We start from the raw sequence: 25,164 nt of genomic DNA, 5'->3' as shown, positions 1-25,164 counted from the left end.
AACCAGGCGCATCAAGGCTAGAACCTTGATGTGGCCCGATCAAGGCTATGGCCTTGATCGGGAACCCTCACCTGCCCGCAACGGAGCGGTCAGAGCGCCGACGAAGGACCCGAGTCACCAGAACACGCGCTGGGCGATGGCGTCGGCGAAGCCCTCCAGGGCGTCGGGGACGGAGCCCAGATAGAGGCCGGCGTCGATGAGCGAGACCTCCATGAGGTAGAAGCCGCCCTTGCCGTCGCCCACCACATCGACGCGGTTGAAAAGCAACTGGATGTCACGCCCGGCGGTCTCCTTGATGAGCCGGTGGATGGCCTTGCGCACGCGCTCGCCCCAGAGCCACTCCTGCTCACTGGGCTCGCGGGCCGTGACGATCTCCTCATGGATCTCATCGGTGGAGCGGAAGGAGGGGTGGAGCATCGGGGCCTTCTCCACGGCGTGGGACAGCACGCCATTGAAGTAGACCAGGGAGACCTCCCCCTTGCGGTCGACCTCCTCCAGGTAGCGCTGCACCATCACCGAGCGCTCCCGGCGCAGGTGGTGCATGGCGTCGTTGATGGCCGCCGAGCGCGAGCGCGCATCCGTGGCGGTGTAACGGCCCGTGCCCCGCCCGCCCGAGGAGATCGCGGGCTTGACGACGAAGTCACCCAGGGCCGGGAAGCGCGTGTGCACCTGGTGCTTGGAGTACTGGGCCTCCGGCTCCAGCCAGGTGGTGGGGATGGTGGGCACCCCCAGGTCGCTCAGGCGCGTGAGGTAGTGCTTGTCGGAGTTCCAGGCGACGACGTCGGGATGGTTGGCCAGGCGCGGCAGCGAGCGGGACCAGGCCAGGAAGTTGGTGTAGTTGCCCTTGCGGGCGTAGTCGCGCACGCTGCGCAGGACCACGGTGCCCGCATCGGCCCAGTCCACGGAGGGGTCGTCCCACACGGCGATCCTGGGCTCGATGCCCCGCTCGCGCAGCGCATCGGGCAGGCCGCGGTCATCCTCGTCGAGCTCAGGGAAGTCGGCGCAGGTGGCCAGAGTCACGATCGGGTCAGTCACGGCTCCACCGTACCGCGTGGGCGGGCGTCACGGGTCCAGATGGCGGTGTGATGCCGACTGGCAGCGCCCTCATCGCACCCCCATGAGACTTCCCGCACAAACCACCCTTCGCGCCCCCAACGAACTGGACGAGCGGCGAAGGGCGACGTAAAGTCTGCCTCTGTCGCCAGCGCAAGCGCTTCTCGCGAGCACTGCACGGCATGCACCGTTAGCTCAATTGGTAGAGCAACTGACTCTTAATCAGTGGGTTCAGGGTTCAAGTCCCTGGCGGTGTACGGCTCCCGGAGGAACGGTCAACCGGCCGACTTCCCACCGCGGGGCGAACCGCCCGGCTGGGCGGAGCACCGCTAGCTCAATTGGCAGAGCAACTGACTCTTAATCAGTGGGTTCAGGGTTCAAGTCCCTGGCGGTGTACCACGAGGACAGTCCTGGCTGCAGGATCCCGGTGACGCGACCGGATCCCCAGCAGGCTCACCGTCATGACGAGCAGGATGTTCCTGACGCATGAGTCGGCGGTGAACGCACCGGTTCAGGGAATGGAGTTCCCTCCCCCGCTTCTGGTGCGCCCAGCATTCCTCGTGCGGGCCGCAGGCCCCGCGCAGCGGGCCCGGCCACCCCTGCGCGGCGCGGGCCCGATCCGCCCTCCGGGGCTGTAGGAGTCACCCGCCCTTCACCCGGCGCGCAGGGCCCACGAGGCAGACGATGAGAAGTCAAGGAGACCACGATGAACCGCACGACGCAGATGAACCGCACCGCACGCAACCCCGTCGAGCAGGAGGCCGCCGCCCGCGAGGCCGCCGAGCGCGAGCTGCTCGCCGCCCACGCCGAGTTGGAGTCCCTGGGCGGGGCCGCCTCCCCCTCCCGCCTGGAGCGGGCCCTGGAGCGCGTGGCCGCTGCGCGCAGCGCCCTGGCCCTGGCCGCCTGAGCGCCTCGCTGATAGGCGGATCCAGGGCCTCGGCGTTCGCGAAATCACGAAACTGCATCTGAGCACTCCTGACAATTCAGGCCCGCTGATGCGAGGATGAGCACAGAGGAATCGGAGCCGAAGGAGGACCCATGGCCCAGCTCGCCGTCGGCGATGCCGCACCAGATTTCGCCCTGCCCGATGCTCAGGGCACCACCGTCCGGCTCAGTGAGCTGTGCGCCTCGGCGGACAAGGGTGTGATCGTCTACTTCTACCCCAAGGCCTGCACCCCGGGGTGCACCAAACAGGCCTGCGACTTCCGTGACTCCCTGGCCTCCCTGGAGGCCGCGGGCTATCGCATCGTCGGGATCTCTCCCGACTCCACTACCATGCAGGCCAAGTTCTCCGACCGCCACCACCTGCCATTCCCACTGCTGTCAGATGCCGACCACGCCGTCATGGAGGCCTGGGGCGTGTGGGGGGAGAAGAAGAACTATGGGAAGACCTACACCGGGGTGATCCGCTCGACGGTGGTCGTGGATCCCGCCGGGAAGGTCTCCCTGGCGCGTTACAACGTCAAGGCCACGGGCCACGTGAGGCGCCTGCGCGCCGATCTGGGCATCGACTGAGGCACACTGACCGGCGGTCGGGCCTGAGCCGGGGCGTCTGACGATCGGCGACACGAGCGCCAGGCCGCGGGCGGCTGGGTGGCATGGTTCATAGATCCGGCCCCAGTGACCGCCCCAGCGCTTCGGGGGCGGACGGTAGAGTGCCGGGCGAGCGCGAGTGGCGGAATTGGTAGACGCCCCAGGTTTAGGTCCTGGTGCCTTCGGGCGTAAGGGTTCGAGTCCCTTCTCGCGCACGATTCTCCTGGGTGAGGATGCGGGTCCTCACCGCGGTCATGCCGATGCCAGTTCAGCGGCTCCGAAGGAGACGCTGAAGTCCTCGCACCACAGCACCACGCTCGTCCACGCGGACGGGTCCGTTCCTGCCGGCAGATCGTAGACCTGGTTGCCGAGGTTGCCCTTGATGGGCGCGACCTCGAGGTGCTCGTACCGGCCGGCCGTGAACCAGCCGTCCCTGCCCTCGATCACCGGCCCAGCGCTGAGCCAGACCCGCACATCGGGACCGTTCGACGTCGACAGGTTCTCCAGCACCAGCTGGTGAGACCCATCGGGCAGGCTCAGAATCCGCGCAGTGCCACTCGTGTCATGCTCGTGGGAGATGAAGGAGCCGCTGGCCACCTGCACAGGGCCCTGCGCGGCGGTCGAAGGTCCTTGAGCCTCCTCCTGGGAGGCGCTCGCGGTGGGTACGGTCGGCTCGGAGGCGTCCTGGTTCGGCGACCGCGCCTCGGGCGCGCCGCCCTCAGCCGCCGGCGGAGTCGTGGTCACCGAGAAGACCGGGATCTCATCGTCGACGGATGCATCGACGAAGAGCAGCCACGGCTTGAACACGGCCAGTCCCACCGCGGCTGCGAGCATCAGTGCCCCAACCACGACGGCGAGGCGCTTGCGGGAGGACAACAGGCCGGACATACAGATCTCCTCAAGTCTTGGCCCTCAACTCGGGCATCCCGGCCACCGTGACCGGTCTGCCTCTCTTAACGCGCCAGGGCCTCAACATCATCGCCATATCAAGAATGGTTCTCATCACTCGAAAAACGATGCGCTCTCGCCACAGTGCAGCGAACAGCCCGGACTCTCCGGCCCGCTCTCCCCTACTCCTCGAACTGGACCACCTCGAAGCCGCGGACCTCGATGCTCATGCCCCGGCGTTGGTCGTCCTCATGCCCGCCGGCGGGCCTGGACGCCCTCCACGCCTCATAGTCCTCTCGGCTGTCCCACCGGGTCACCACGTAGTAGCGGCTCTCCCCGAGCACCGGGCGCAGCAGCTCGAAGCCCTGGAATCCCGGCGAGGCGTCCACGGCCCGCCTGCGCGCGGCGAAGCGCCTCTCGATCTCAGCCTCGGCACCCTCTGGGATGGTCAAGGCAGTGATGTTGACAAAGGTCATGGGACTCTCTCCCTTCTGCAGCGATGCCCGCCGCCCGGCCTGGACTTCTCGGGTCAGGCTACCCTCATCGACCCGCTGAGGCGGCGCCCCGACTCACGCCTTCTCGGCCCCACCAGCGGGTAGCCTGGGCGCCGTGACTGCTACCTCCTCCGCATCCGCCTTCTCCCGCCGCGATGGCCGCGCCACTGACGAGCTGCGTCCCGTGACGATCACCCGCCACTGGCTCGACCACGCCGAGGGCAGCGTCCTCATCAGCTTCGGGCGCACCCGGGTCCTGTGCGCAGCCTCCTTCACCGAGGGCGTCCCGCGCTGGCGCAAGGGAAGCGGCCAGGGCTGGGTGACGGCCGAGTACGCCATGCTGCCGCGCGCCGGCTCGGAGCGCTCGGGCCGAGAGTCCGTGCGAGGCAAGGTCGGCGGGCGCACCCACGAGATCTCCCGGCTCATCGGCCGCGCCCTGCGCGGCATCATCGATGTCTCCGCCCTGGGTGAGAACACCATCGCCCTGGACTGCGACGTCCTGCAGGCCGACGGCGGGACCCGCACCGCCGCCATCACCGGCGCCTACGTGGCCCTGGCCGACGCCGTCGCCTGGGGAACGTCCAAGGGCCTCATCAAGGCCCGTGCCGGCAGGCCGGTCCTGTCCGACTCCCTGAGCGCCATCAGTGTGGGCATCATCGACGGCGTGCCCTGCCTGGACCTGCCCTATGAGGAGGACGTGCGCGCCCATACCGATATGAATGTCGTCCAGACCGGGGACGGGCGCTTCATCGAGGTCCAGGGCACCGCTGAGCACTCCCCCTTCGACCGCGACGAGCTCGACGCCCTGCTGGACCTGGCCGCCACCGGCAACAGGGAGCTGACCGCCCTGCAGCGCCGCGCCCTGGCCGGGCCAGCCGGCGAGGTCTTCACCGTCGCCTCCACCGATCCTGCCGACGCCGGGGACCAGGCCTCATGAGCGTCGTCGTCCCCGACGGCACCCGCCTGGTGCTGGCCACCCACAATGCGGGCAAGCTCGCCGAGCTGCGGCAGATCCTGGCCCCTCTGGTCCCCGGGCTCGCCCCCGAGGCAGTGATCTCCGCGGCGAGCCTGTCGGTGCCCGAGCCCGTTGAGGACGGGCTGAGCTTCGCCGCCAATGCCCTGCTCAAGGCGCGCGCGCTCATGGAGGCCACGGACCTGCCGGCCGTGGCCGATGACTCGGGCCTGTGCGTCGACGTCCTGGGCGGGGCACCGGGGATCTTCTCGGCACGCTGGAGCGGGCGCCATGGGGACGACGCCGCCAACCTGCGCCTCCTGCTCGACCAACTAAGGGACGTGGACGAGCCTCATCGCACCGCTCGCTTCACCTGCGCCGCGGTGCTCGCCGTGCCCGGCGGCGAGCCCACGGTCATCGAGCGCTCCATGGACGGTCGCCTGACTCATGAGCCCCGCGGCGAGGCAGGATTCGGCTACGACCCGATCTTCGTCCCCGCATCCCAGGACGCCCCCGGAGGCGCGGGCCTGACGACGGCGCAGATGACACCCGAGGAGAAGAACGCCATCTCCCACCGGGGCCAGGCCTTCCGTGCCCTGGCACCCATCCTGGCCGACCTGCTGCGCCGCGAGACCAGCCCCTCCTGAGCCGAACGCCTCTGCCCGCCGCCCTGGTCCACGGCCTTGCCGGCTGGCGCGACCGGCGAGGGCCCGCACCGGATCCCACCGGCCAGCGGGCAGGGGCAGGCAGATCAGTCGGCCCGATCGGCCTCGGGATCACCCTGCTCGGCCATCCGGCGGGCCACGGGCGCGGGCACCAGGGAGTCGTGGGCCCGGGCATAGCCGTAGAGCCAGCGCCAGCCGCACAGGAAGACCAGGAGGAAGGTCCCGGTCATCACCGTCCAGGAGGCCAGGTCCCCGCCCTGCCCCATCGGGAGGCCCCACCGCAGCGCGCTCCAGGCGACCCAGGCCGTCGCCGCGACGATCAGCCCCTCAGGAGCGGCCATCTCCAGGTGGTCCGGGCGGCGCCGGCGCACCAGCCAGGCCACGGCCCATCCTGCGGACACCGCCACCTCCGCCTGCCACAGCGCAGTGGGCGTCGCGGAGGTCGCGCGGGTCGAAGCCGCTCCGAGAACCGCGACCAGTCCCATCGCCACCAGGTCGGCAGGGATCACCAGCCACCAGCGGGTGCGGCGCCCTCTGGTCCACGGGCAGTCGGCGCCGTCGGGCACCGCAGGGGTGAAGTCGATCCGGGCCTTCCCCTCGCCCTGCCGCCCGGAAGCCCCGCTTGTCATCGCCACGGTCGCGACCGCCTCACAGCTCCCATGCGGCACCGGCACGGGCGGCCTGGACGGGACCGGAGTAGACCTGCCGGGCCTCGGCCACGGGCACCGCCGGGTCCGTCCAGGGCTGGATGTGGGTGAGCACCAGCTGCCCGACGCCGCCCTGAGCCGCCAGCTGCCCGGCCCTGCGGCCAGTCAGGTGCATGCCCGGCACCGTGTCGCGGCCCTCGACGAAGGCCGCCTCAGCCAGGAGCAGGTCGGCTCCCTGCGACATCTCACTCATGCCCTCGCACAGGTCCGTGTCGCCGGTGAAGGCCAGCGACACCCGTCTGGTCGGGTCATGCTCGCTGGGCCCCTCGATGCGGTAGCCGTAGGCCTCCACCGGGTGCAGCGCCGTGAAGGGCGTGATGGTCAGAGGGCCCACGACCACCGAGTGCCCGTGGAAGGCACGCAGGAAGCGGAACTCCGTGCGATAGGACTCGGTCAGTCCGGCGCCGTCCACGCCGCGCAGGCGCGTCAGCAGGTTCGAGGGCCCCAGGCAGGCCACCGGCCCCAGCGCCCCCTCGGGGTGCCAGCGGCGGTAGACATGCATGCCCACCAGGTCCACCATGTGATCGGCGTGGCAGTGGGAGATGGCGATGGCATCCAGGCGGGCAGGGTCGACGTGCCTGAGCATCTGACCCATGGAGCCCGGCCCCAGGTCCAGCACGAGGGAATGGGTGCGGTGCGTGCGATCGGCCCCCACGCCCTCAGCCTGCACCAGATAGGAGGAGGCTGAGGACTCCGGCCCGGACATCGATCCGGTGCAACCGATGATCGTCAGCCTCATGACCGCCCCCTTGCGCCACCGCCCGCCGATGCTCCAGCGCCGTGAGCGCCCTCGACTGCGGGCAGTGCGTCAGCGCGCTGCACATGGCTGACCTCGGGTCCCAGGAAGCGGCGCGCCAGAACGGCGAAGGCCTCGGGATCCCCGGTGGCGCGGAACTCGTGGCGCGCCTGTCCCACGGTGGGCTCGCGCAGCAGCTCCCGGGCGGCCAGGGCCCGGTAGACGTCCTTGGCCGTCTCGTCGGAGGAGGTCACCAGGGTGACATCGCGGCCCATGACGTAGGAGATGGGCCCCACCAGCAGGGGGTAGTGGGTGCAGCCCAGGATGAGGGTGTCGACCTCGGCGGCCTGGATGGGGGCCAGGTACTCCCGAGCGACGTCGAGCACCTCGGGGCCCGTGGTCTCGCCCCGCTCGGCCAGCTCGACGAAGCGCGGGCAGGCCTGGCTGGTGAGCGTGATGCCCGGCACCACGCCCAGAGCATCCTCGTAGACGCCCGAGTCGACTGTGCCCTGGGTGGCGATCAGCCCCACCCTGCCGTTGTGGGTGACGTGGGCCGCCGCCCGAGCCGCGGGGTGGATGACCTCGATGACCGGGACGCCCTTGCCCTTGGTGTAGCGGTTGCGGGCCGTGTGCAGCACCGCCGCCGAGGCCGTGTTGCAGGCGATGACCAGGAGCTTGACGCCGGAGTCCACCAGCTCGTCCATGACGCGCAGCGCCAGTGCGCGCACCTCGTCAATGTCGCGTGGGCCGTAGGGGCCGTGGGCGGTGTCCCCGATGTAGAGGATCTGCTCACCGGGAAGCTGGTCGATCACAGCGCGGGCGACTGTCAGGCCGCCGACACCCGAGTCGAACATCCCGATAGCAGCATTGTTCATTCGGCGAGACTATGCGGGCGCTGAGCCGCCGAGCACCACGGATACCAGTGATTCCTGCCACCAGGTCACCATGGTGTACACCAGTGCTGCGCCTCGGCGCCTGCTACCGTGAGCAGTCTCATCCCCGTGCTCATCGCCATGGGTGTGCGGCAGGTCATCGTCCTGGAGCGCCAGGGCATGAACCTCCTCGGCATCCTCTGGGCCATCGATGCCCAGGCCGGCCGCCAGGACCAGGCGCATGTCGTTCATCGCCCCCAGCCAGTCGCTCTCCTGCCCCTGGGGGACCAGGACCGCGCCGCGAGGTCCGGTGGGGGTGGCGAGCTCTGCCGCCAGACGGCCCAGGCGCCCCGCCTTGTCGGCGCGCAGGGGCTCGCGGGTCAGCTCCGCGACCTCACGCGCGATCCCGGGGTCCTGCGACGCCGGGGGCAGGAGGGCCTCCAGGGCCCTGGCCATGCCGGCAGGCACCTGCGGAGCACCGGCAGCCTCCTGGTCCTGGGCGACGGGCTCGAAGTCCAACGCCTCCAGGATCTGACGATCACGACTGGACTCACCCGGCCGGATGTCGGAGTGCTCGAGTGCGGGATCGGCGGCTGCGCTGGGAACGGTCCCCTCAGCGCTCTGGACCTCCAGGATGGCCACGACCTCCAGGGCGAGGCGGGACAGCAGGACCCGCTCCCACTCCTCCAGGTGGCAGGCCAGGCCGGCGTCGACTGGGACGAAGGCGCGCATCAGGCGGCTCCCCCGGATGGGTCATGGCCGTCATCCTGCTCCTGTCCACCGGCCAGGGGCTCGATGGTGGCGCGCAGGCCGTAGCCGTGCATGGCAGAGACATCGACCTCCATGCGCTCGCGCGAGCCACGGGAGACCACCGCCCGTCCTGCGGTGTGGACTTCGAGCATGCGGGCCCTGGCCACGGGGATCGGCAGGCCGAAGTAGGAGTGGAAGACCCAGGTCACGTAGCTCATGGTGTTGACCGGATCGTCGTGGACCACGGTGCACCACAGGCGCTGGGCGCGCACGCGGGCCTCCTCCATGACCTCGGGCTCGACGACGGGCAAAGGGCTCATGCCCCCAGCGTATCGGCCCACCGGAGCACCGGCACCAGGGCGACGAGACTCATCGTGGATGCCCGCGAAGGAGGTCCCGTGCCTCATGTGGAAGTGCCCGCGAAATCCGCGGACCGTGGTGGGCATGGGAAGCGAGTTGTCGATGGGGGCTAGGGCTGAGATCACCAGGAAGTACGCCACGGCGTATGCCAGGGCGTCCAAGGGCGATAAGGGGCGGATGCTCGACGAGGTGTGCGCGGTGACTGGCTGGAGCCGGGACAACGCGCGCAGGCGCCTGACCCAGGCCGCCAAGCGCCCTGGCGGGGCCAAGAAGGAGGCGCCCAGGCCCAGGGGCCGCAAGTACTCCTATGACGCCCTGAAGGTCCTGCAAAAGGTGTGGGCGGCCAGTGGCGGGCAGTGCGGCAAGTACCTGGCGGCGTCCATGCCGCTGCTGCTCGACCTGCTCCAGTCCCACGGGGAGCTGGATGACGAGCCCCGATACACGCCCCAGGTGCGGGCAGAGCTGGAGGCCATGAGTGCGGCGACCATCGACCGGTACCTGGCCCCAGTACGCGCCAAGGACCCCGTCCGGGGGATCAGCACCACCAAGGCCGGGCCGCTGCTGCGCAACTCGATCACCATCCGCAAGGCCGGTGACGAGATCGAGGCCGCCCCGGGGTTCTTCGAGGTCGACACCGTCGCCCACTGCGGCCCGGTCCTCAAGGGCGAGTTCGCCCGGACCCTGAACATGACCGACGTGCTCACCGGGTGGGTGTTCACCCGCACGATGCGCAACAACGCGGAGAAGCACATCATTGCCGCCCTGGACGCAGCCATCGACGCCGTCCCGTTCCCGCTGCTGGGCATGGACTTCGACAACGGCAGCGAGTTCATCAACCACGGGGTCGTGGCATGGGCCGGCAACCTGGGCATCTACTTCACCAGGGCCCGGCCCTACCGCAAGAACGACCAGGCGACCATCGAGTCCAAGAACAACCATCTCGTGCGCCGCTACGGCTTCTACTACCGGTACGACACCGACACCGAGCGCGCCACCCTGAACCGCCTGTGGTCCCTGGTCGACGACCGCCTCAACTTCCTGACACCCACCCGCAAGCCCGTCGGGTGGGGCACCGACAAGGCCGGGCGGCGCAAGCGCCTCTACGACGCCCCCGCCACCCCGCTGGAGCGGCTCCTGTCCACTGATGCCCTGACCGGCCAGCACAAGGATGAGCTGATCGCCTACCGCGACAGCCTCAACCCCGCCAAGATCGCCAGGCGCATCCACGACCTTCAGGCCTCCCTGATCATGCAGGCCAAGACCAAGACCGACGAGCTCTACGCCGCCCAGATCCCCAGCGCCCTGCCCGACGTCCACCACAGCATCCGCGTCAAGAAAGCCTCCCGACACCCCACCCGTTTTGCGGGCATTCCTACATGAGGCACGGAGAAGATTTCGCGGGCACCTTGACATGAGGCACCCCGCGGCTCGGCGCGGCGGGCGGGGCACCGTCGAGAACTGCGCTGCGGGGCGATGGCGGGATAGGTTGCTGCCGTGAACAGCTTCCACACCGCGCCGTCGACCGCGCCGTCGACCTCACTGCTCACCGACATGTACGAGCTGACGATGCTGCAGTCGGCCCTGCACTCGGGGACGGCGAGCCGCCCCAGCGTCTTCGAGCTCTTCGGTCGCCGCCTGCCCGGATCACGCCGATTCGGGGTGGTGGCCGGCACCGGCAGGCTGCTGGACGCGATCGAGTCCTTCACCTTCACCGGCGAGCAGATCGACTTCCTCCACCGCACCGGCGTGGTCAATGACGAGACGCTGGACTACTTGCGCGACTACCGCTTCACCGGGACGATCCGCGGCTATGCCGAGGGCGAGTGCTACTTCGCCGGCTCGCCGCTTCTCAGCGTCGAGGGGACCTTCGCCGAGGCCTGCATCATCGAGACGGTGGCCCTGTCCATCTACAACTACGACTGCGCCGTGGCCTCGGCGGCCTCGCGCATGACCATCGCCGCCCACGGCCGGCCCTGCATCGACTTCGGCGCTCGTCGCGCGCACGAGCAGGCGGCGGTGGCCGCGGCCCGGGCGGCCGTCGTCGGCGGATTCGTGGGGACATCGAACCTGGAGGCGGGCCTGGCCTATGACATTCCCACCTTCGGCACCTCGGCGCACTCCTTCACCCTCCTGCACGACTCCGAGGAGGAGGCCTTCGCCGCGCAGATCGCCTCCCTGGGAACCGGCACCACGATCCTGGTGGACACCTACGACGTGGCCACCGGCGTGGAGCGGGCGGTGGCCGCGGCCCGCGCGGCGGGCGGCGAGCTGGGGGCGGTGCGCCTGGACTCCGGCGACCTCGTGGCCGGGGCCTTCAAGGTGCGCGCCCAGCTCGACGCCCTGGGCGCCACCTCCACGAAGATCACCGTGACCAGCGATCTGGATGAGTACGCGATCGCCGGACTGGGCGCCGCCCCGGTGGACTCCTACGGGGTGGGGACCCGGCTCGTCACCGGCTCAGGGCGCCCGACCGCCGCACTGGTCTACAAGCTGGTCGAGCGCCAGGGCGCCACCGGGCGGATGGAGGAGGTCGCCAAGTTCTCCTCGGGCGGCAAGTCCACGGTGGGCGGGGCCAAGTGGGCCGGGCGCGTCCTGGACTCCTCGGGAACCGCCGTCGAGGAGCTCGTCGTGTCCTGCAGCGCGCAGGCCGAGGCCATGAGGGCCCTCGAGGCCGCCCATGCCCGTCCCTTGCAGGTGACCCTGGTCGAGGAGGGCCGGATCGTCGAGGAGCACCGCGGGCACGAGGCCCTCCAAGCCGCCGCCGAGCGCCACCGGGTCTCCCGCGCCGAGCTCCCCTACGACGCCTGGCGCCTGAGCGAGGGCGAGCCGGCGCTGCCCACCCGGCACGTCGACCTGGACGGCACCGGAGCCAGGCGGCGCTGAGGCCGGCGGCCTACCGCTTGCCCACGAACCAGCGTCGCAGCGTCTGGATGCGCTTCTCGATCTCCTCGGTCGAGGCCGCGGCCACCTCCGGTCCGCCGCACACCCGTCGCAGCTCGGTGTGGACCACGCCATGAGGCTGATTGGAGCGCCGCGCCCAGGCGGAGACCAGCTGGGAGAGCTCCTTGCGGGCCGCAGCCCGACGACGGGCGTCATCCACCCCTGAGTTGGCGCGCCGCTGCTCGGCGGCGGCCGCCTGCTTCCTCTGGGCCTGGATCTGCTTGTCCTGTCGCTGGCGCAGCAGGGCCGTGACCTGCTCGGGCTCCAGCAGGCCGGGCAGACCCAGGTACTCCTGCTCCTCCACCGAGCCCACCATGGCCCCGGTGCCGAACTCACCGCCATCGAAGAGCACGCGGTCGAACTCGGCCTGACTGCCCATGGCCTCATAGCCCGGCAGAAGATCGGCCGAGGCGGACTCCTCCTTGTTGGCCTCGGCCACCAGCCGGTCCTCGGGGTTGAACAGCGTGTCCCCGTCGTCCTGGGCCTGCGGCCTGGCCAGGGCGTGGTCGCGGGCGACCTCCATCTCATTGGCCAGCCCCAGCAGGGGGGTGACCGAGGGCAGGAACACCGAGGCCGTCTCCCCGCGGGCCCGGGAGCGCACGAATCTGCCCACCGCCTGGGCGAAGAACAGGGGCGTGGAGGTGGAGGTGGCGTAGACGCCCACGGCCAGGCGCGGGACGTCGACTCCCTCGGAGACCATGCGCACCGCGACCATCCAGCGGTCGGTGGAGGCGGCGAAGGCCTCGATGCGGCTGGAGGCCCCCGAGTCATCGGAGAGCACCACGGTGGGAGCCTGGCCGGTGATGGCATGCAGCTGCTTGGCATAGGCCCGGGCGGTGGCCTGGTTGGAGGCGATGACCAGGGCGCCGGCGTCGGGGACCTGACGGCGCACCTCGCTCAGGCGCTGATCGGCGGCGGCCAGGACGGCGGGGATCCACTCCCCCGCCGGGTCCAGGGCGGTGCGCCAGGCCTGGGACTCCATGTCCTTGGTCAGGGGCTCGCCCAGTCGCGCGGCCACCTCGTCGCCCGCCTTGGTGCGCCAGCGCATCTGCCCGGAGTAGGACATGAACATCACCGGGCGCACGACGCCGTCGCGCAGGGCATCGGAGTACCCGTAGGAGTAATCGGCCTGGGAGCGCTGGACGCCGGCGGAGTCGGGCCGGTAGCGCACGAAGGGAATAGGGGCGATGTCTGAGCGGAAGGGCGTCCCGGTCAGGGCCAGGCGGCGCCGGGCAGGGGTGAAGGCCTCCCGGATGGCGTCCCCCCAGCTCAGGGCGTCGCCGGCGTGGTGGATCTCGTCGAGGATCACCAGGGTCCGGGAGCGGTCGGTGCGGGCGCGGTGGAGGTTGGGGTTGGCGGCGACCTGGGCGTAGGTCAGGGCGACGCCGTCGAAGCGGGCTCCCAGCGCCCCCTGGGAGTTGGCGTAGGCGGGGTCGATGTGGATGCCCACGCGGGCGGCGGCCTCGGCCCACTGGTACTTCAGGTGCTCGGTGGGGCACACGACGGTGAGCCTGTGAACATCCCCGGCACTGAGCAGCTCCGTGGCCACGCGCAGTGCGAAGGTGGTCTTGCCCGCCCCGGGGGTCGCCACCGCCATGAAGTCCTCGGGCATGGCGGTCAGGTACTGCTCCAGGGCCGCCGCCTGCCATGCGCGCAGGGATCCGGCCGTCCCCCAGGCGGCACGACGGGGGTAGGCCGGAGGCAGGCTCTGCGCTGCCGACGTCGATACCCGCGAGGGGTGGTGAGCTGCCCGACCGCCGGTGGCGGCGCTCACTGACCGCCTCGTCCGAAGGGGAAGCGGGGGAAGCGCGGCCCCTTGCCGGAGTCGCCGCCATCGCGCATCTGCTCGTAGATGGACTTGCAGGTGGGGCACACCGGGTACTTCGACGGGTCGCGCCCGGGGGTCCACACCTTGCCGCACAGGGCGACCACGGGGCGCCCGGTGGTCGCCGCGGCGGCGATCTTGTCCTTGCGCACGTAGTGGGCGAAGCGGTCGGCGTCGCCGTCATCGGTGGACTGGAGCTCCTCGCGCTCGAGCACCGCCGTGCCCACGCCCTGAGAGGGCTCGGCAGCGGGATCCGAGGGACGGCCGGGGTCACCGGGGTCTGCGCTGGCGAGGATAGGAGTCATGCCTCCAGTGTAGGACGGCCCCAAGGGCTCGGGGGGCGCGCGCCAGGGAGGGAGCCTGTGGGGAGGCTCTCCCCACAGGCCGGGCTCGGGCAGGCGCGCCGCAGGATCCCGCGGCAGGGCAGCAAGAGCAGTGCCCTGCCGCATCGTCTGCGCGTCACCTACGCGTCACCTGCGCGTCAGTCGCGCGTCAGGAGGCTGGCGGCTGCCGGGTCCACCAGCACCAGGGCGTCGTCGTGGCCCTGCATGACGGTGGCCGGCCATTCGGCGCTGATCTCGCCCTCGACGAGCTCGCGGATGGCCTGGGCCTTGCCCTCGCCGGTGGCGATGAGGAGGAGCTTTCGGGCCTCCATGATGGTGGCCAGGCCCTGGGTGAGGCAGTGGGTGGGCACGGCCTCGATGTCGTCGTTGAAGAAGCGGGCGTTGTCCCTGCGGGTCTGCTCGGTCAGGACGTCGACATGCGTGCGCGAGTCCAGGGGCCCTCCCGGCTCGTTGAAGCCGATGTGGCCGTCGGTGCCGATGCCCAGGATCTGCAGGTCGCAGTAGCCGGCGGCGGCCATCTGCTCCTCATACTCCTGGCAGGCGGCCTGGAGATCCTCGGCCAGGGCGTTGGGGCCGTGCAGGGCGCCGGGGCGCATATCCACCCGCGAGCGCAGGTTGGTCTCCATGAAGGTGGCGTAGCGCTCGGGGTGGCCCTCGGGCAGTCCCACGTACTCGTCGAGCATGAAGCCGGTGACCTCGGCGAAGCTGATGCGCCCGGCGGCGCAGCGGGCGGTGAGCTCGTCGTAGAGGGGCAGGGGGCTCGAGCCGGTGGCGGTCCCCAGGATGGCGTTCGGCTTGGCGGTCAGCAATGCCTCGATCTCGTCGGCAGCGCGCTGGGCGATCGCCTCGGCCGTGTCCAGGATGACGAGTTTCACAATGGGTCCTCTCCGAGCTCTGAAGGTGTCAGTGCGCAAGCCATGTGTGGGCCGCGACACGGTGCACTCTACTCCAGGGCCGCGCGAGCCTCGGCTCACCCGCCGGGGAGGGCTCAGCGCTCCTGGCTGTGGCCGGGCCAGGAGCGGATGGTCGCCAGGATCGCTGGGCCGCGGGCATCAAGCAGGCGCCCGCCCATGATGATGCCCAGCCCGGCGGCACCGGCCCCCCACAGGAGACCGATGACCCCGGCGGCCCATCGCCACGGAGTGCTGTCGCTGAAGGCGGCGTAGATGGCCGGGCCGGTTGCCGGGGCGCTCACCAGCAGGATGGCGAGCATGCCGATCATCTGGATGAGGGCCACCACGATGGCCATTCCCGAGGTGCGCGAGTTCAGGGGGCTCTCCCCCGGCGCGTTGGTCTCATAGGGCAGCAGGACGCAGGTCATGGCCGACCAGCCCAGGGAGCAGCCGTAGAGGGCCAGTGCGCCGCCCAGGAGGGCGGGCGCGTCCTGCCAGCGCCCGGTCCACAGGAGCATGCCCGCCCCCATGACCAGCAGGGTGGGCAGCTCCCAGACGGCGGCGGCCACCACGCGGCCCAGGATGTCGTGGCGCCCGGGCACTCCGGCGCTGATGTGGCTCCACAGGGCGGTGGAGTCGAAGCCCAGGTCGTCATGAACGGCCCAGCCCATCAGGAGGGCGATGAGGGGAACGGTGAGCAGCATGGCGGCCGGCGCCTGGCCGATGGCCAGGCTCATGGTCAGCGGCTCCCCGTTGACCTGCACTGTGCCGCGAATGCCGATGGGCACGATGACGACGACCATGGGCAGGAAGACGATGGAGACGACCTGGGCCAGGTAGCGCGGGTCCGAGCGCCAGTAGCGCAGGCATCGCGCGGCGATGGCGGCCGAGGCGGCCGGCAGCCCCGGCAGGAGGGAGCCCAGTCGGCGAGCCCAGGTCAGCGCGTCAACACTGCCGGCCGACTGCCGGTCGCCGCTGGCAGGGTTGGCAGAGGCGTAGGCGCGGGTGCGGCCGCTGTGCCCGGCGGGCCTGGTCATCACGGCGGCGACCAGCCTCTCCCAGGGCCGCAGGAGCGCAAGGGGGATGATCCAGCCGCCTGCGGCCAGGGCCAGTGCTGCCAGGGGCTTGCCGGTGGCGGCCATGCCCGGGGCGAGGAAGGCCCAGCCGAAGGGGGTCAGTGCCAGGATCTGCCCGGCGCGCCTGAAGGACTCGAGGATCTCCGGACCGTGGGCGCCCAGGGAGGCGTTGAACAAGGAGGGCAGCAGTGAGGCGATCAGGACGACGATGAAGGCGATGATGGTGGTCATCTCCTTGCCCCGGCGCGAGGAGGACAGGTTCGCTGAGACCACGATGATCCGGGAGATGGTCACGCAGGCCGCGAGGGCGGCAGGAGCGCAGAGCAGGGCCAGCAGTGCGGCCAGGAACTGGCCGGCGACCATCCAGACCAGCGCCGGCAGCAGGCACGCCACGGCGGTGACCAGGCCCGGGATCCCTGCGGCCCCCGCGGCGAGGAGCCCCCGGGCCAGGGGCCGTGAGGGGGCGGTCCAGGCGGCGATGGCCCGGGGGTCGAGGGTGGCGTCGGCTCCGGTGAGCAGCAGGGGGACGAGGCACCAGCCGATCACCAGCGCCGCGCCCAGGGCGCCGAGCAGCACGGCCGCGTCCTGGGGGGCGGCATAGGCGCCCAGCCCGACCGCTGCCGCGATGAGCCCGCCCAGCGCGCCGATGGCGTACAGGGCGCCGATGATGCTGCCGATCAGCGCCCACACGTTGGAGCGCAGGGCGTTGAGGGTCAGGCGCCACCTCAGTGAGACGAGGGTCGCAACCATGCCAGTCCCTCCGTGCGCACCTGCGCCCCCACGACCTGGGTGAAGCGCTCCTCAAGGCTGCCTCCGGCGGCGACCTCAGTGGTGGACCCCGCTGTCATGACGCGGCCGGCGTTGATGATGGCCACGTGATCGCACAGGCGCTCGACGGTGTCCATAACGTGGCTGGAGATGACGACGGTTCCCCCGGCGGCCGCGAAGTCCCGCAGGATCGTCTGAATGGTCTGAGCGGAGATGGGGTCGACGGCCTCGAAGGGCTCGTCCAGGACGAGGATGGCCGGGGAGTGCACCATGGCGCAGGCCAGGTGGATCTTCTTGCGCATGCCCGCCGAGTAGTCGGCCACGAGCTTGGTGCCGGCCTCCCACAGGCCCAGCACGGTGATGAGCTCGACGGCCCTCGATTCGACGGTCTGGCGCTCCATGCCGCGCAGGAGGCCGGAGTAGGTGACCAGCTCCATGCCGTTGAGCCGGTCGAAGGTGCGCAGACCGTCGGGCAGGACCCCCAGGAGCGCCTTGGCCCGCTGCGGCTCGGCCCAGATGTCGGTGCCGTGGATGAGGGCGCGTCCGGCGTCGGGGCGCAGCAGGCCCGTGGCCATGGACAGGGTGGTGGTCTTGCCTGCGCCGTTGGGGCCCACCACCCCGTAGAAGCTCCCGGTGGGGATCTCCAGGCTCAGGTGGTCAACGGCGAGCTTGTGGCCGAAGGCCTTGGCGAGCCCCTCCAGGACGATGGCGGGAGCACCGGGACTGGGCTGGTGCGGAGGCTGTGCGGACATGCCATCACGCTAGGGGATATCAGGCGCCGGCACATCCACCCGGGGAAGGGGCGCGTCTCGTCGCGGAGGACCAGGCGCTCCCCGTGGGTCAGCGGACTGATCCCGCACGGCGGTGCGCCGAGCACGCGTCGGGCCCGCGGGTCCCGGGTATCGCCCGGGGCCCGCGGGCCCGATGCGCACTGGCTGCGCCGCGTTCAGCCGGCGACGGCCTTCTTCAGGGAAGAGCCGACGGTGACCTTGACGCCGTAGCCGGCGGGGATCTGGATCTCCTCGCCGGTACGGGGGTTGCGGCCGGTGCGTGCAGCGCGCTCGACGCGCTCAACGCCCATGAGGCCGGTGATCTTGACGGCCTCGCCCTTGGCGACGTTCTCGACCAGGACGTCCTGGAAGGCACCCAGGAACGCGTCGGCGTCGGTCTTGGTCAGGCCGGCCTTCTCGGCGATGGCGGCGATGAGCTCGGTGCGGTTGACAGACATGTCTTCCCTCTCGATCGTGGGTGGGCACCCGTTTGTGGTGCCACTGCCTGCAACGCTACGCATAGAACCTGGGATTTGTCAGGTACAGAGCCGGTGTTGCGCCGCATGACGCGTAACAATTGACGCCCGTGCGCCACTGCTGTCACACCTGTCTCATGTGAACCGATTCGCTGGAGGGCGCGGTTTCCCCCTGGGCGAATCCGCGCCCTTCCGGCTTCCCTGCCGCCCTGTTCGTGCCGTGCGAGGCGACCCCGTTCAGGCGCCGCTGACGGCGCTGACGAACCAGGAGGTGATCGTGGTCGGGTGCGTGATGGCCGTGCCCACCACGACGGCGAAGGCCCCCCGCTCCATGGCGGCGGCGGCCTGGGCGGGAGTGTGCACGCGGCCCTCGACGATGACGGGCAGCTCGGCGCGGGCCACGATCTCATCGACCAGCTCCAGGTCCGGGCCCTGGGTGGCGGGGCGCTGCCCGGTGTAGCCGGCCAGGGTGGTGCCCAGGATGTCGACGCCGGCGTCCTGGGCGGCCAGGGCGTCCTCAAGGCTTCCGCAGTCCGCCATGACCAGGGCACCGGTCCGTGCCTGGCGCAGCTCGGCCACGGTCTGGGCCAGAGTGAGCCCGTCGGGGCGGGGTCGGCGGGTCCCGTCCAGGGCGACGATCTGGCAGCCGGTGGAGGCCACGGCGATGGCGTGGGTCAGGGTGGGGGTGATGAAGACGCCCTGGGTCCCGTCCTTCCACAGCCCGATGACCGGAAGGTCGACCTGCTGGGTGATGAGGCTCAGGTCGGCCAGACCCTGGGCCCTGATGCCCACGGCTCCTCCTGTGGCGCAGGCCTGGGCGACCTGGCACATGGTGCGCGGATCGCGCATGGGCTCGCCCGGGTAGGCCTGGGCGGAGGCGATGAGCCCGCCGCGCAGGCGCGTCAGAACGGGGTGGTCACCGGGGGGCGGCTGGCGGGTCGTGGTCACGGCTCCTCCTGGGGCTGATCGGTGGTGTCCCGGGCGGCGCCCGGCTCGGTCTCGGGCAGGCCCGCGGCCCTCAGGGCGCCGCGCGCGGCCCCGATGATGGGGGCGGTGGTTCCCAGGGCGGCCGGGAGGATCTCGATGCCGGCCAGGGGCTCGATGACCTCGGCGGCGAAGGCCCGGCGCAGGGGCCCCCACCACAGGTCCCCCGCCCGGGCCAGGCCCCCGGAGATGAGGATGCGATCGGGGTCGATGGCGCTGGCCAGTCCCGCCAGCGCCTGTCCCAGGGCCTGCGCCGAGTCGCGGTAGACCGCCAGGGCCAGCTCCTCTCCGGCCAGGGCCCGCTCCTCGACCTGGCGGGCGTCCCGCACGGCGTCGTCCCCTCCCCCGGCCAGGTACCGCCGGTGGATCTGGGGCCCCGCCACAACGGCCTCCAGGTGCCCGATCCGCCCGCAGGTGCAGGTCTCCCCCTGCGCGCCCGGGGCGGGGATGTGCCCGATCTCCCCGGCCACGTGGTGGGCTCCGCGCCGGGTCCGCCCCTCCAAAACCAGGGCCCCTCCCACCCCGGTTCCCACGGCGGCCACGAGAAGGCTGGAGCATCCCCGCCCGGCTCCCCTCCAGGCCTCGGCGGTGGCGTAGGCGTCGACGTCGTTGACCACGTCGATGGGGATGCGGCCCAGGCCGGCGGGCTCCAGGCGCTGGGACAGGCCCTGGGCCACGGGGGTGCCGGCCCAGCCCGCGAGCGCCTCGGTCGCCGAGATGATGGTGCCGGTAGTGGTGTCGACCACCCCGGCGGTGCCGATTCCCACCGCGGCGATCGGCGGCTCTCCCGGCCCCGCCGAGGCGGCCAGGTCCAGCACCAGGGAGGCGACGGCGTCGAGAATCGCCTCCGGCCCCTGGCTGGCCGGGGTGTCCAGGCGGGCCGCGGGACCCAGGAGGACGCCATCGGCCCCCACCAGGGCGGCGGCCATCTTGGTGCCGCCCAGGTCCAGGCCGACGACGGCGCCCGGCCCATGAGGGTCGGGGGCGCAGATGCGCTGTGCGGACTCCATGGCGGGCTCCTCGTGACGCGTCCTCAGATGAGGCCCTCGCGCCTCATGACCTCGACCACTGCCTCCCTGTTGGCCTCCTCCAGCGGCTCGATGGGAAAGGCCATGCGGTTGGTGGCGATGATGCCCATCTGGGCCATGGCGGTCTTGAAGGCCCCGATGCCGGTGGCATCGCCGGAGCGTCCCTGGACGGCGAAGACCGCCTCGAACCGGGCGGCGAGCCCGTCCTGGATCTCGCGGACCCGCTGCCACTGGCCCTGCCTGGAGGCGTCCCACATCTGGCGGTAGGGGCGGGGCTCGACGTTGCCGTATCCGGGCACGCAGCCGTCAGCGCCCAGCAGGAGCATCCCGTCGACCATGAGCTCATGCCCGCTGAGCAGGGCGAGGGGGTGTCCGGCCGCCTCGTTGGCGGCCACGAGACGGCGGAAGGCCACGTCGTCGCCCGAGGAGTCCTTGACCCCGACGATCACGCCCTCCTTGCCCAGGCCCACGAGCAGGTCGCGCGAGAGCTTGGTCCCGCCAAGGCGCACGGGGACGTCATAGGCCAGGACGGGGATGGTCAGGGCGGCGGCCACGGCCCGGAAGTGGGCGGCGATCTCGGCCTCATCGTTGAGGGCGTAGAAGGGGCAGGTGACCACGACGGCGTCGGCCCCCAGGTCCTGGGCCCGCCGGGCCTGCTCGATGACGCGCGAGGCGGTGGTGTCGATGGCCCCGGCCAGGACGGGCACGCGCCCGTCCACGCGGGAGACGACGCGCCGGAGCACGGCCTCGCGCCGGGCGTCGGTCAGGTAGGCGACCTCGCCGGATGAGCCCAGGGGGAACAGGCCGTGGACGCCGCCGTCGATGAGGTGGTCGATGAGGCGGTCCAGGCTCTGGGCGTCGAGCTCGCCCTGGGGGGTGAAGGGGGTGATGACGGGCGGGATGACGCCGGTGAAGCGGGTGTCCATGGGCGGAGTCCTTCTACGGTGCGGGGGGGTGGTGGGTGGAGCTGGCCTGGCCGGGGCTCAGGCCTGGAGCAGTGAGGGGACCGCGCCGAGCAGGGTGCGGGTGTAGTCCTGGTTGGGATGGGAGAAGATCTCCTCGGTGGTGCCGGTCTCCACGATGCTGCCGGAGTTCATGACGGCGATCCGGTCGGAGACGTAGCGCACGGTGTTGATGTCGTGGCTGATGAAGACCAGGCCCAGCCCCAGGCTCGCCTTGAGGTCCTGGAGCAGGTTGAGCACCTGGGCCCGCACCGAGACGTCCAGGGCGCTGGTCGGCTCGTCGGCCACGATGATGTCGGGGCCCAGGGCCAGGGCCCGGGCGATGGCCACGCGCTGGCGCTGGCCCCCAGAGATCTGGCGGGGAAGGACGTTGAGTGCCGAGGGCGGCAGGCCCACCAGGTGGAGCAGGTCGCGCACGCGGCCCTCGCGCTCGGCCTGCGAGCCGATCCCGTGGACGTTGAGCGGGTCGATGAGGGTGTCGCGGATGAGCATGCGGGGGTTGAGGGCGGTGGCCGGGTCCTGGAAGACCACGGAGACCGAGCGCCCCAGCTCGCGGCGGTCCGCGGCCGAGCGCCCCAGGGGTCTGCCCTTGAAGAGGACCTCCCCGCGGGTGGCGGCCTGCAGGCCCACCATGACCCGCGCGGTGGTCGACTTCCCGCAGCCCGACTCCCCCACCAGGCCCAGGGTCTCGCCGCGGCGCACCGACAGGCTGACGTCGTTGACGGCATGGACCTTCTCGGGCTTGAAGAGCGAGCCGGTGCGCGAGGTGTGGATGACGTGGACGCCGCGCAGCTCGATGACGGGGTCGGCGGGGTTCCAGGTGGCGGCGGGCATCAGTGACGCTCCTTGTCGAGCAGGGCCTCGAGCTCGGGGGTGACGGCCCAGTGGTGGTCAGGGGATCCGGGAACGGGCTGGAGCACCGGTCGGGTATCCAGGCCGACCCCGGGGTGGGAGGAGCGCGGGGCGAATCGGTCGCCGGCGACGAACTCGCTGGGCGAGGGCACCACGCCGCGCACCTGGTGCAGGCGGGTGGAGCCGGACTCGATGGACAGCACCGCCCCCAGCAGTCCGCGGGTGTACTCATGGACCGGGTTGCACAGCAGCTCGGCCGTGGGCGCCTGCTCGACGACCTGGCCGGCGTACATGACGGTGATGCGGTGGGCGAGCTTGGCCACCAGGGCCAGGTCGTGTGAGACGAAGACCATGGCGAAGCCCAGCTTCTCGCGCAGCTCCCCCAGCAGGTCGATGACCTGCTTCTGGACGGTGACGTCCAGGGCGGTGGTGGGCTCGTCGGCCAGCACCAGGGCGGGGTCGCGAGTCAGTGCCATGGCGATGAGGACGCGCTGGCGCTGGCCCCCGGACAGCTCGTGGGGGTAGCTCCTCAGGGTGCGCACGGGATCGAGTCCCACCAGCTCCAGGAGCTCCTCGGCGCTGCGGGTCCCGCCCCGGGAGGTCAGCTGCTTCATCTGGGAGCGGATGAGCATGGAGGGGTTGAGGGAGGACAGGGCGTCCTGGTAGATCATGCTCATCTCGTGGCCGCGCAGCGCATTGTGCTCGGCCGGGCTCATCTCCAGGATGTTGCGGCCCTGGAAGAGGATCTCGCCGGTGATGCGGGCGCTGGGGGGCAGCAGTCCCATGACCGCCAGGGAGGTGATGGACTTCCCGCAGCCGGACTCCCCCACCAGGCCCATGGCCTCGCCGGGACGCACGGAGAAGGACACCGAGTCGACGATGTCGACCTCGCCGTGCTGCTCGGGGAAGGCGATGGACAGGTTCTTGACCTCCAGGACGGGCTCGGCCCCCGGGTTGTCGTAGACCAGGCGGTCGGCGCGGGCCAGCTCGGAGACCCGCAGATCGCTCAGGCGCTTGTCCAGGGGCACATCCTCCACCGCGGCGGCGCTCACCCCGGTCAGGGCGCTGCGGCTGAGCGCCTCCCCGGCGCCGGGGTCCTCGGGGCCGTCGGTGCCGGCCTCCTCCTTGGCGGAGGCGGCCTTGGTGACAGCCTCGGCGGCCTCCTGCCAGGCGCTGTCGTCCCGGGCGGCGCGGGTCTCCATGGCCTCCTCGTCGGCCTGGACGTCGGCCCGGGCCTTGATGCGCGGAGAGGCCATGGCGTCGGTCAGGCCCTCGGAGAGGATGTTGAGGCACAGCGTGGTGATGAGGATCATCAGGCCGGGGAAGAAGGTGGGCCACCAGTGGCCGCTGAGCAGCAGCGCCTTGCCCTCGGAGAGCATGTTTCCCCAGGTCGCGGCGTTGACCGATTTGATGCCCGCCCCGATGAAGGACAGGGAGGCCTCGAAGACGATGGCGTCGGCCACCAGCACGGTGGCGAAGACCATGATGGGGGCGATGCAGTTGCGGGCCACGTGCTTGGCCAGGATCCAGGCCGTGCCCGATCCCATGACGCGACTGGCCGCCACATAGTCCTCCCCGAACTGGGACAGGATGTTGGCGCGCACCACCCGGGTGAGCTGGGGCGTGTAGAGCACCGCGATGGCGATGATGATCACCGGCAGCATGGGCAGCCGGGTGGACATCGCCGAGACGAGCACCGCGGCCAGGGCGATCCCGGGGAAGGACATGACGACGTCCAGCAGCCGCATGAGGGTCTCGGAGATCCAGGTTCGGCTGGTCGCTGCCACGGCCCCCAGCACGGCGGCCACGGCCAGCGCCAGCCCGGTGGCGGCCAGGCCCACCACCAGGGAGACCCGGGCTCCGTGGACGATGCGCGAGAAGATGTCGCGGCCGGTGGCATCGGTGCCGAAGAGGTGGGAGGCCGAGGGCGCCACGGCCGGGTCGGTGGAGGTGACCTCCCCGACGCCCTCGATATGGGTGACGGTCTCGGTCTGGGCCAGGCCGGTGGCACCGGGGCTGTAGGGGGCCACCAGGGGGGCCAGGATGGCGGCCAGGGCGATGATGCCCAGGATGATCACGGCGATCTTGGAGCTCAGGGGAAGGGCCCTGAAGCCCTGGAATCGCAGTCCGGGCTGGGATGCCTTGTCAAGGGTGCGGCGGTGCAGCATCACACGCTCCTGATTCGCGGGTTGACAAGCACGTAGAGCATGTCGACCACGATGTTGATGAGGATGAAGGCCAGGGCCACGGTGATGGAGACCCCCTGGACGATGTTGACGTCGTTGCGGGTGATTCCCTGGAAGATGAGCTGGCCCATGCCCTGGATGTTGAAGATCATCTCGATGACCACGGCCCCGCCCATGGCGTAGCCGATGCGCAGGCCCAGCACCGTCAGGGGCGTGATGAGCGCGTTGCGCAGCACGTTGCGGGCCACCACGACGTGCTTGGGAATGCCTCCGCCGATGGCGGTGCGCACGTAGTCGCGGTCGAGCTCCTCGACCATGGCGGTGCGCACCACCCGTGTCAGGGAACCGGCATTGGGCACGGCCACGGCCAGGGCCGGCAGGAAGATCTGGTTGATGTAGCCGGTGGGATCATCCTCGAAGTGAACCCAGGTGGTCACCACCGAGGGGAAGGTCCCCGTGCCGCCGGGCACATCGCCGAGCCACTGGATGAGCAGCAGGGCCAGCCAGAAGGAGGGGGTGGCCAGGCAGGCGATGGAGATCACGCGGATGATCTGGTCGGGCCAGCGGTCGCGGTACAGGGCGGCGATCACGCCCAGGGCGGTGGCCACCACCACGGCCGCTGCGATGCCGATGAAGGTCAGCTGCAGGGTGATGGGGAAGGCCGTGGCGACCATGTCGGAGATCTTGACCCCGGTGAAGGACGTGCCCAGGTCCCCATGGAGCAGGCCCACGAGGTAGTCCCAGTACCGCTTGAGCAGCGGGTCGTCGAGGTTGTGGGCGATGCGGTACTGCTCCAGGGCGTCGGGCGAGGCCGACTCCCCCAGCGCCAGGCGCGCGGGATCGGCCGAGGACAGCGACATGACGACGAAGACGAGCAGCGTCACGCCCAGCACCATGACCGGCAGCGCGGCCAGGCGCCGTCCGATCAGTCGCAGGAGATTGGACACTGTGATGCTCCTTTGCGTGAGCGTCCTGCCGCCGTGGTCGGCGGCCGAGGGAGAGGCGGGCGAGCGCGCCCTCCGCCCCGGCAGGGGCGCGGGCCGCGCATGA

The 25,164-nt window shown here is 71.0% G+C and carries 26 protein-coding genes and 3 tRNA genes; 9 read left to right on the top strand and 20 right to left on the bottom strand.

Annotated elements, in window-relative coordinates; translation table 11 throughout:
- Nucleotides 1-114: 114 nt before the first annotated feature.
- Nucleotides 115-1,035, bottom strand: coding sequence for an ATP-grasp domain-containing protein (locus tag EL266_RS07310; protein WP_026426740.1), 921 nt, complete (start codon nt 1,033-1,035; stop codon nt 115-117).
- A gap of 202 nt (nt 1,036-1,237) precedes the next feature.
- Between EL266_RS07310 and EL266_RS07305 the strand changes: the two genes are divergently transcribed.
- The 5 genes from EL266_RS07305 to EL266_RS07285 all read left to right on the top strand — a co-directional run bounded on the left by EL266_RS07305 (nt 1,238) and on the right by EL266_RS07285 (nt 2,801).
- Nucleotides 1,238-1,310: transfer RNA gene (locus EL266_RS07305), tRNA-Lys, on the top strand.
- 66 nt (nt 1,311-1,376) lie between these two features.
- Nucleotides 1,377-1,452, top strand: a tRNA-Lys gene (locus EL266_RS07300).
- Between the two features lie 325 nt (nt 1,453-1,777).
- Nucleotides 1,778-1,960 carry a hypothetical protein gene (locus EL266_RS07295; protein WP_026426739.1) on the top strand — a complete coding sequence of 61 codons (183 nt, stop codon included), beginning with the start codon at nt 1,778-1,780 and terminating at the stop codon, nt 1,958-1,960.
- Nucleotides 1,961-2,091: 131 nt separating this feature from the next.
- The gene (gene bcp, locus EL266_RS07290; RefSeq protein WP_026426738.1) at nt 2,092-2,568 is read left to right on the top strand and encodes a thioredoxin-dependent thiol peroxidase; all 477 of its coding nucleotides are present in this window, start codon (nt 2,092-2,094) and stop codon (nt 2,566-2,568) included.
- Nucleotides 2,569-2,719: 151 nt separating this feature from the next.
- Nucleotides 2,720-2,801: transfer RNA gene (locus EL266_RS07285), tRNA-Leu, on the top strand.
- Between the two features lie 37 nt (nt 2,802-2,838).
- On the opposite strand, the gene EL266_RS07280 is transcribed toward EL266_RS07285, so the two are convergent.
- Together EL266_RS07280 and EL266_RS07275 are read right to left on the bottom strand one after the other, a co-directional pair.
- Nucleotides 2,839-3,474, bottom strand: coding sequence for a DM13 domain-containing protein (locus tag EL266_RS07280; RefSeq protein ID WP_026426737.1), 636 nt, complete (start codon nt 3,472-3,474; stop codon nt 2,839-2,841).
- Between the two features lie 182 nt (nt 3,475-3,656).
- Nucleotides 3,657-3,950, bottom strand: coding sequence for an antibiotic biosynthesis monooxygenase family protein (locus tag EL266_RS07275; protein ID WP_026426736.1), 294 nt, complete (start codon nt 3,948-3,950; stop codon nt 3,657-3,659).
- 133 nt (nt 3,951-4,083) lie between these two features.
- On the opposite strand from EL266_RS07275, the gene rph reads away from it, so the two are divergent.
- Together rph and rdgB are read left to right on the top strand one after the other, a co-directional pair.
- Nucleotides 4,084-4,905, top strand: a complete 822-nt coding sequence (rph, locus tag EL266_RS07270; RefSeq protein ID WP_026426735.1) for a ribonuclease PH — start codon at nt 4,084-4,086, stop codon at nt 4,903-4,905.
- Complete coding sequence (gene rdgB / locus EL266_RS07265; protein ID WP_034514814.1) at nt 4,902-5,567, top strand: RdgB/HAM1 family non-canonical purine NTP pyrophosphatase; 666 nt, start codon at nt 4,902-4,904, stop codon at nt 5,565-5,567. The genes rph and rdgB overlap by 4 nt, the downstream gene beginning before the upstream one ends.
- 104 nt (nt 5,568-5,671) lie before the next feature.
- Here rdgB and EL266_RS07260 read toward each other — a convergent pair whose 3' ends face one another.
- Genes EL266_RS07260 through clpS form a run of 5 tightly spaced genes read right to left on the bottom strand, consistent with a single transcriptional unit; the run spans nt 5,672 to nt 8,970 of the window.
- The gene (locus EL266_RS07260) at nt 5,672-6,214 is read right to left on the bottom strand and encodes a DUF3054 family protein (RefSeq protein ID WP_126412257.1); all 543 of its coding nucleotides are present in this window, start codon (nt 6,212-6,214) and stop codon (nt 5,672-5,674) included.
- Between the two features lie 19 nt (nt 6,215-6,233).
- Nucleotides 6,234-7,031, bottom strand: coding sequence for an MBL fold metallo-hydrolase (locus tag EL266_RS07255; RefSeq protein ID WP_026426733.1), 798 nt, complete (start codon nt 7,029-7,031; stop codon nt 6,234-6,236).
- Nucleotides 7,028-7,882, bottom strand: coding sequence for a glutamate racemase (gene murI / locus EL266_RS07250; protein ID WP_051281073.1), 855 nt, complete (start codon nt 7,880-7,882; stop codon nt 7,028-7,030). The genes EL266_RS07255 and murI overlap by 4 nt, the downstream gene beginning before the upstream one ends.
- Nucleotides 7,883-7,912: 30 nt before the next feature.
- Nucleotides 7,913-8,632 (bottom strand): DUF2017 family protein, encoded by a 720-nt coding sequence (locus tag EL266_RS07245; protein ID WP_026426732.1) that lies wholly within the window; start codon nt 8,630-8,632, stop codon nt 7,913-7,915.
- Complete coding sequence (clpS, locus tag EL266_RS07240; RefSeq protein WP_026426731.1) at nt 8,632-8,970, bottom strand: ATP-dependent Clp protease adapter ClpS; 339 nt, start codon at nt 8,968-8,970, stop codon at nt 8,632-8,634. The genes EL266_RS07245 and clpS overlap by 1 nt, the downstream gene beginning before the upstream one ends.
- A 124-nt stretch (nt 8,971-9,094) precedes the next feature.
- Here clpS and EL266_RS07235 point away from each other — a divergent pair, with 124 nt between their 5' ends.
- Nucleotides 9,095-10,390 carry an integrase catalytic domain-containing protein gene (locus EL266_RS07235; RefSeq protein ID WP_232011975.1) on the top strand — a complete coding sequence of 432 codons (1,296 nt, stop codon included), beginning with the start codon at nt 9,095-9,097 and terminating at the stop codon, nt 10,388-10,390.
- A gap of 114 nt (nt 10,391-10,504) precedes the next feature.
- A complete protein-coding gene (locus tag EL266_RS07230; RefSeq protein WP_026427168.1) occupies nt 10,505-11,893 on the top strand; it encodes a nicotinate phosphoribosyltransferase in 1,389 nt (462 codons plus the stop codon).
- 10 nt (nt 11,894-11,903) lie between these two features.
- Here the strand turns inward: EL266_RS07230 and EL266_RS07225 are convergent, their stop codons facing one another.
- The 12 genes from EL266_RS07225 to EL266_RS07170 form a co-directional block, all read right to left on the bottom strand.
- Nucleotides 11,904-13,724 (bottom strand): DEAD/DEAH box helicase, encoded by a 1,821-nt coding sequence (locus tag EL266_RS07225; protein ID WP_026427167.1) that lies wholly within the window; start codon nt 13,722-13,724, stop codon nt 11,904-11,906.
- The gene (locus EL266_RS07220; protein WP_026427166.1) at nt 13,721-14,080 is read right to left on the bottom strand and encodes a DUF3039 domain-containing protein; all 360 of its coding nucleotides are present in this window, start codon (nt 14,078-14,080) and stop codon (nt 13,721-13,723) included. Before EL266_RS07220 ends, EL266_RS07225 begins: the two co-directional genes overlap by 4 nt.
- A 176-nt stretch (nt 14,081-14,256) precedes the next feature.
- Entirely contained in the window at nt 14,257-14,994 is a 738-nt protein-coding gene (nagB, locus tag EL266_RS07215; RefSeq protein WP_026427165.1) for a glucosamine-6-phosphate deaminase, read from the bottom strand.
- Nucleotides 14,995-15,107: 113 nt separating this feature from the next.
- Nucleotides 15,108-16,838, bottom strand: coding sequence for a hypothetical protein (locus EL266_RS07210; protein ID WP_026427164.1), 1,731 nt, complete (start codon nt 16,836-16,838; stop codon nt 15,108-15,110).
- Entirely contained in the window at nt 16,814-17,608 is a 795-nt protein-coding gene (locus EL266_RS07205; RefSeq protein WP_051281260.1) for an ABC transporter ATP-binding protein, read from the bottom strand. Before EL266_RS07205 ends, EL266_RS07210 begins: the two co-directional genes overlap by 25 nt.
- Before the next feature lie 194 nt (nt 17,609-17,802).
- Nucleotides 17,803-18,084, bottom strand: a complete 282-nt coding sequence (locus tag EL266_RS07200) for an HU family DNA-binding protein (protein ID WP_026427162.1) — start codon at nt 18,082-18,084, stop codon at nt 17,803-17,805.
- 255 nt (nt 18,085-18,339) lie between these two features.
- On the bottom strand, nt 18,340-19,050 hold the full coding sequence (locus EL266_RS07195; RefSeq protein WP_026427161.1) for an N-acetylmannosamine-6-phosphate 2-epimerase: 711 nt from the start codon (nt 19,048-19,050) through the stop codon (nt 18,340-18,342).
- Nucleotides 19,047-20,096 carry an ROK family protein gene (locus tag EL266_RS07190; protein ID WP_051281259.1) on the bottom strand — a complete coding sequence of 350 codons (1,050 nt, stop codon included), beginning with the start codon at nt 20,094-20,096 and terminating at the stop codon, nt 19,047-19,049. Before EL266_RS07190 ends, EL266_RS07195 begins: the two co-directional genes overlap by 4 nt.
- Nucleotides 20,097-20,119: 23 nt before the next feature.
- The gene (locus EL266_RS07185) at nt 20,120-21,040 is read right to left on the bottom strand and encodes a dihydrodipicolinate synthase family protein (protein WP_026427160.1); all 921 of its coding nucleotides are present in this window, start codon (nt 21,038-21,040) and stop codon (nt 20,120-20,122) included.
- Between the two features lie 57 nt (nt 21,041-21,097).
- Entirely contained in the window at nt 21,098-21,910 is an 813-nt protein-coding gene (locus EL266_RS07180; protein WP_026427159.1) for an ABC transporter ATP-binding protein, read from the bottom strand.
- Nucleotides 21,910-24,096 (bottom strand): dipeptide/oligopeptide/nickel ABC transporter permease/ATP-binding protein, encoded by a 2,187-nt coding sequence (locus tag EL266_RS07175; protein WP_026427158.1) that lies wholly within the window; start codon nt 24,094-24,096, stop codon nt 21,910-21,912. Before EL266_RS07175 ends, EL266_RS07180 begins: the two co-directional genes overlap by 1 nt.
- On the bottom strand, nt 24,096-25,061 hold the full coding sequence (locus EL266_RS07170; protein ID WP_026427157.1) for an ABC transporter permease: 966 nt from the start codon (nt 25,059-25,061) through the stop codon (nt 24,096-24,098). Before EL266_RS07170 ends, EL266_RS07175 begins: the two co-directional genes overlap by 1 nt.
- Nucleotides 25,062-25,164 lie beyond the last annotated feature (103 nt).

The organism is Actinomyces slackii, from assembly GCF_900637295.1.
In the GTDB taxonomy this organism is placed as follows: domain Bacteria; phylum Actinomycetota; class Actinomycetes; order Actinomycetales; family Actinomycetaceae; genus Actinomyces; species Actinomyces slackii.
Note: the sequence above shows the minus strand (reverse complement) of the source record. Positions and strands in the feature narration are given on the sequence as shown.

What these genes read in the sequence shown, in the direction of transcription:
- EL266_RS07295 (WP_026426739.1), top strand. Translation starts at nt 1,778, where the DNA reads ATGAACCGCACCGCACGCAACCCCGTCGAGCAGGAGGCCGCCGCCCGC.
- bcp (WP_026426738.1), top strand. Translation starts at nt 2,092, where the DNA reads ATGGCCCAGCTCGCCGTCGGCGATGCCGCACCAGATTTCGCCCTGCCC.
- EL266_RS07280 (WP_026426737.1), bottom strand. Translation starts at nt 3,474, where the DNA reads ATGTCCGGCCTGTTGTCCTCCCGCAAGCGCCTCGCCGTCGTGGTTGGG.
- EL266_RS07275 (WP_026426736.1), bottom strand. Translation starts at nt 3,950, where the DNA reads ATGACCTTTGTCAACATCACTGCCTTGACCATCCCAGAGGGTGCCGAG.
- rdgB (WP_034514814.1), top strand. Translation starts at nt 4,902, where the DNA reads ATGAGCGTCGTCGTCCCCGACGGCACCCGCCTGGTGCTGGCCACCCAC.
- EL266_RS07260 (WP_126412257.1), bottom strand. Translation starts at nt 6,214, where the DNA reads ATGACAAGCGGGGCTTCCGGGCGGCAGGGCGAGGGGAAGGCCCGGATC.
- EL266_RS07255 (WP_026426733.1), bottom strand. Translation starts at nt 7,031, where the DNA reads ATGAGGCTGACGATCATCGGTTGCACCGGATCGATGTCCGGGCCGGAG.
- murI (WP_051281073.1), bottom strand. Translation starts at nt 7,882, where the DNA reads ATGTTCGACTCGGGTGTCGGCGGCCTGACAGTCGCCCGCGCTGTGATC.
- EL266_RS07245 (WP_026426732.1), bottom strand. Translation starts at nt 8,632, where the DNA reads ATGCGCGCCTTCGTCCCAGTCGACGCCGGCCTGGCCTGCCACCTGGAG.
- clpS (WP_026426731.1), bottom strand. Translation starts at nt 8,970, where the DNA reads ATGAGCCCTTTGCCCGTCGTCGAGCCCGAGGTCATGGAGGAGGCCCGC.
- EL266_RS07235 (WP_232011975.1), top strand. Translation starts at nt 9,095, where the DNA reads ATGGGAAGCGAGTTGTCGATGGGGGCTAGGGCTGAGATCACCAGGAAG.
- EL266_RS07220 (WP_026427166.1), bottom strand. Translation starts at nt 14,080, where the DNA reads ATGACTCCTATCCTCGCCAGCGCAGACCCCGGTGACCCCGGCCGTCCC.
- EL266_RS07210 (WP_026427164.1), bottom strand. Translation starts at nt 16,838, where the DNA reads ATGGTTGCGACCCTCGTCTCACTGAGGTGGCGCCTGACCCTCAACGCC.
- EL266_RS07205 (WP_051281260.1), bottom strand. Translation starts at nt 17,608, where the DNA reads ATGTCCGCACAGCCTCCGCACCAGCCCAGTCCCGGTGCTCCCGCCATC.
- EL266_RS07200 (WP_026427162.1), bottom strand. Translation starts at nt 18,084, where the DNA reads ATGTCTGTCAACCGCACCGAGCTCATCGCCGCCATCGCCGAGAAGGCC.
- EL266_RS07190 (WP_051281259.1), bottom strand. Translation starts at nt 20,096, where the DNA reads ATGGAGTCCGCACAGCGCATCTGCGCCCCCGACCCTCATGGGCCGGGC.
- EL266_RS07185 (WP_026427160.1), bottom strand. Translation starts at nt 21,040, where the DNA reads ATGGACACCCGCTTCACCGGCGTCATCCCGCCCGTCATCACCCCCTTC.
- EL266_RS07180 (WP_026427159.1), bottom strand. Translation starts at nt 21,910, where the DNA reads ATGCCCGCCGCCACCTGGAACCCCGCCGACCCCGTCATCGAGCTGCGC.
- EL266_RS07175 (WP_026427158.1), bottom strand. Translation starts at nt 24,096, where the DNA reads ATGCTGCACCGCCGCACCCTTGACAAGGCATCCCAGCCCGGACTGCGA.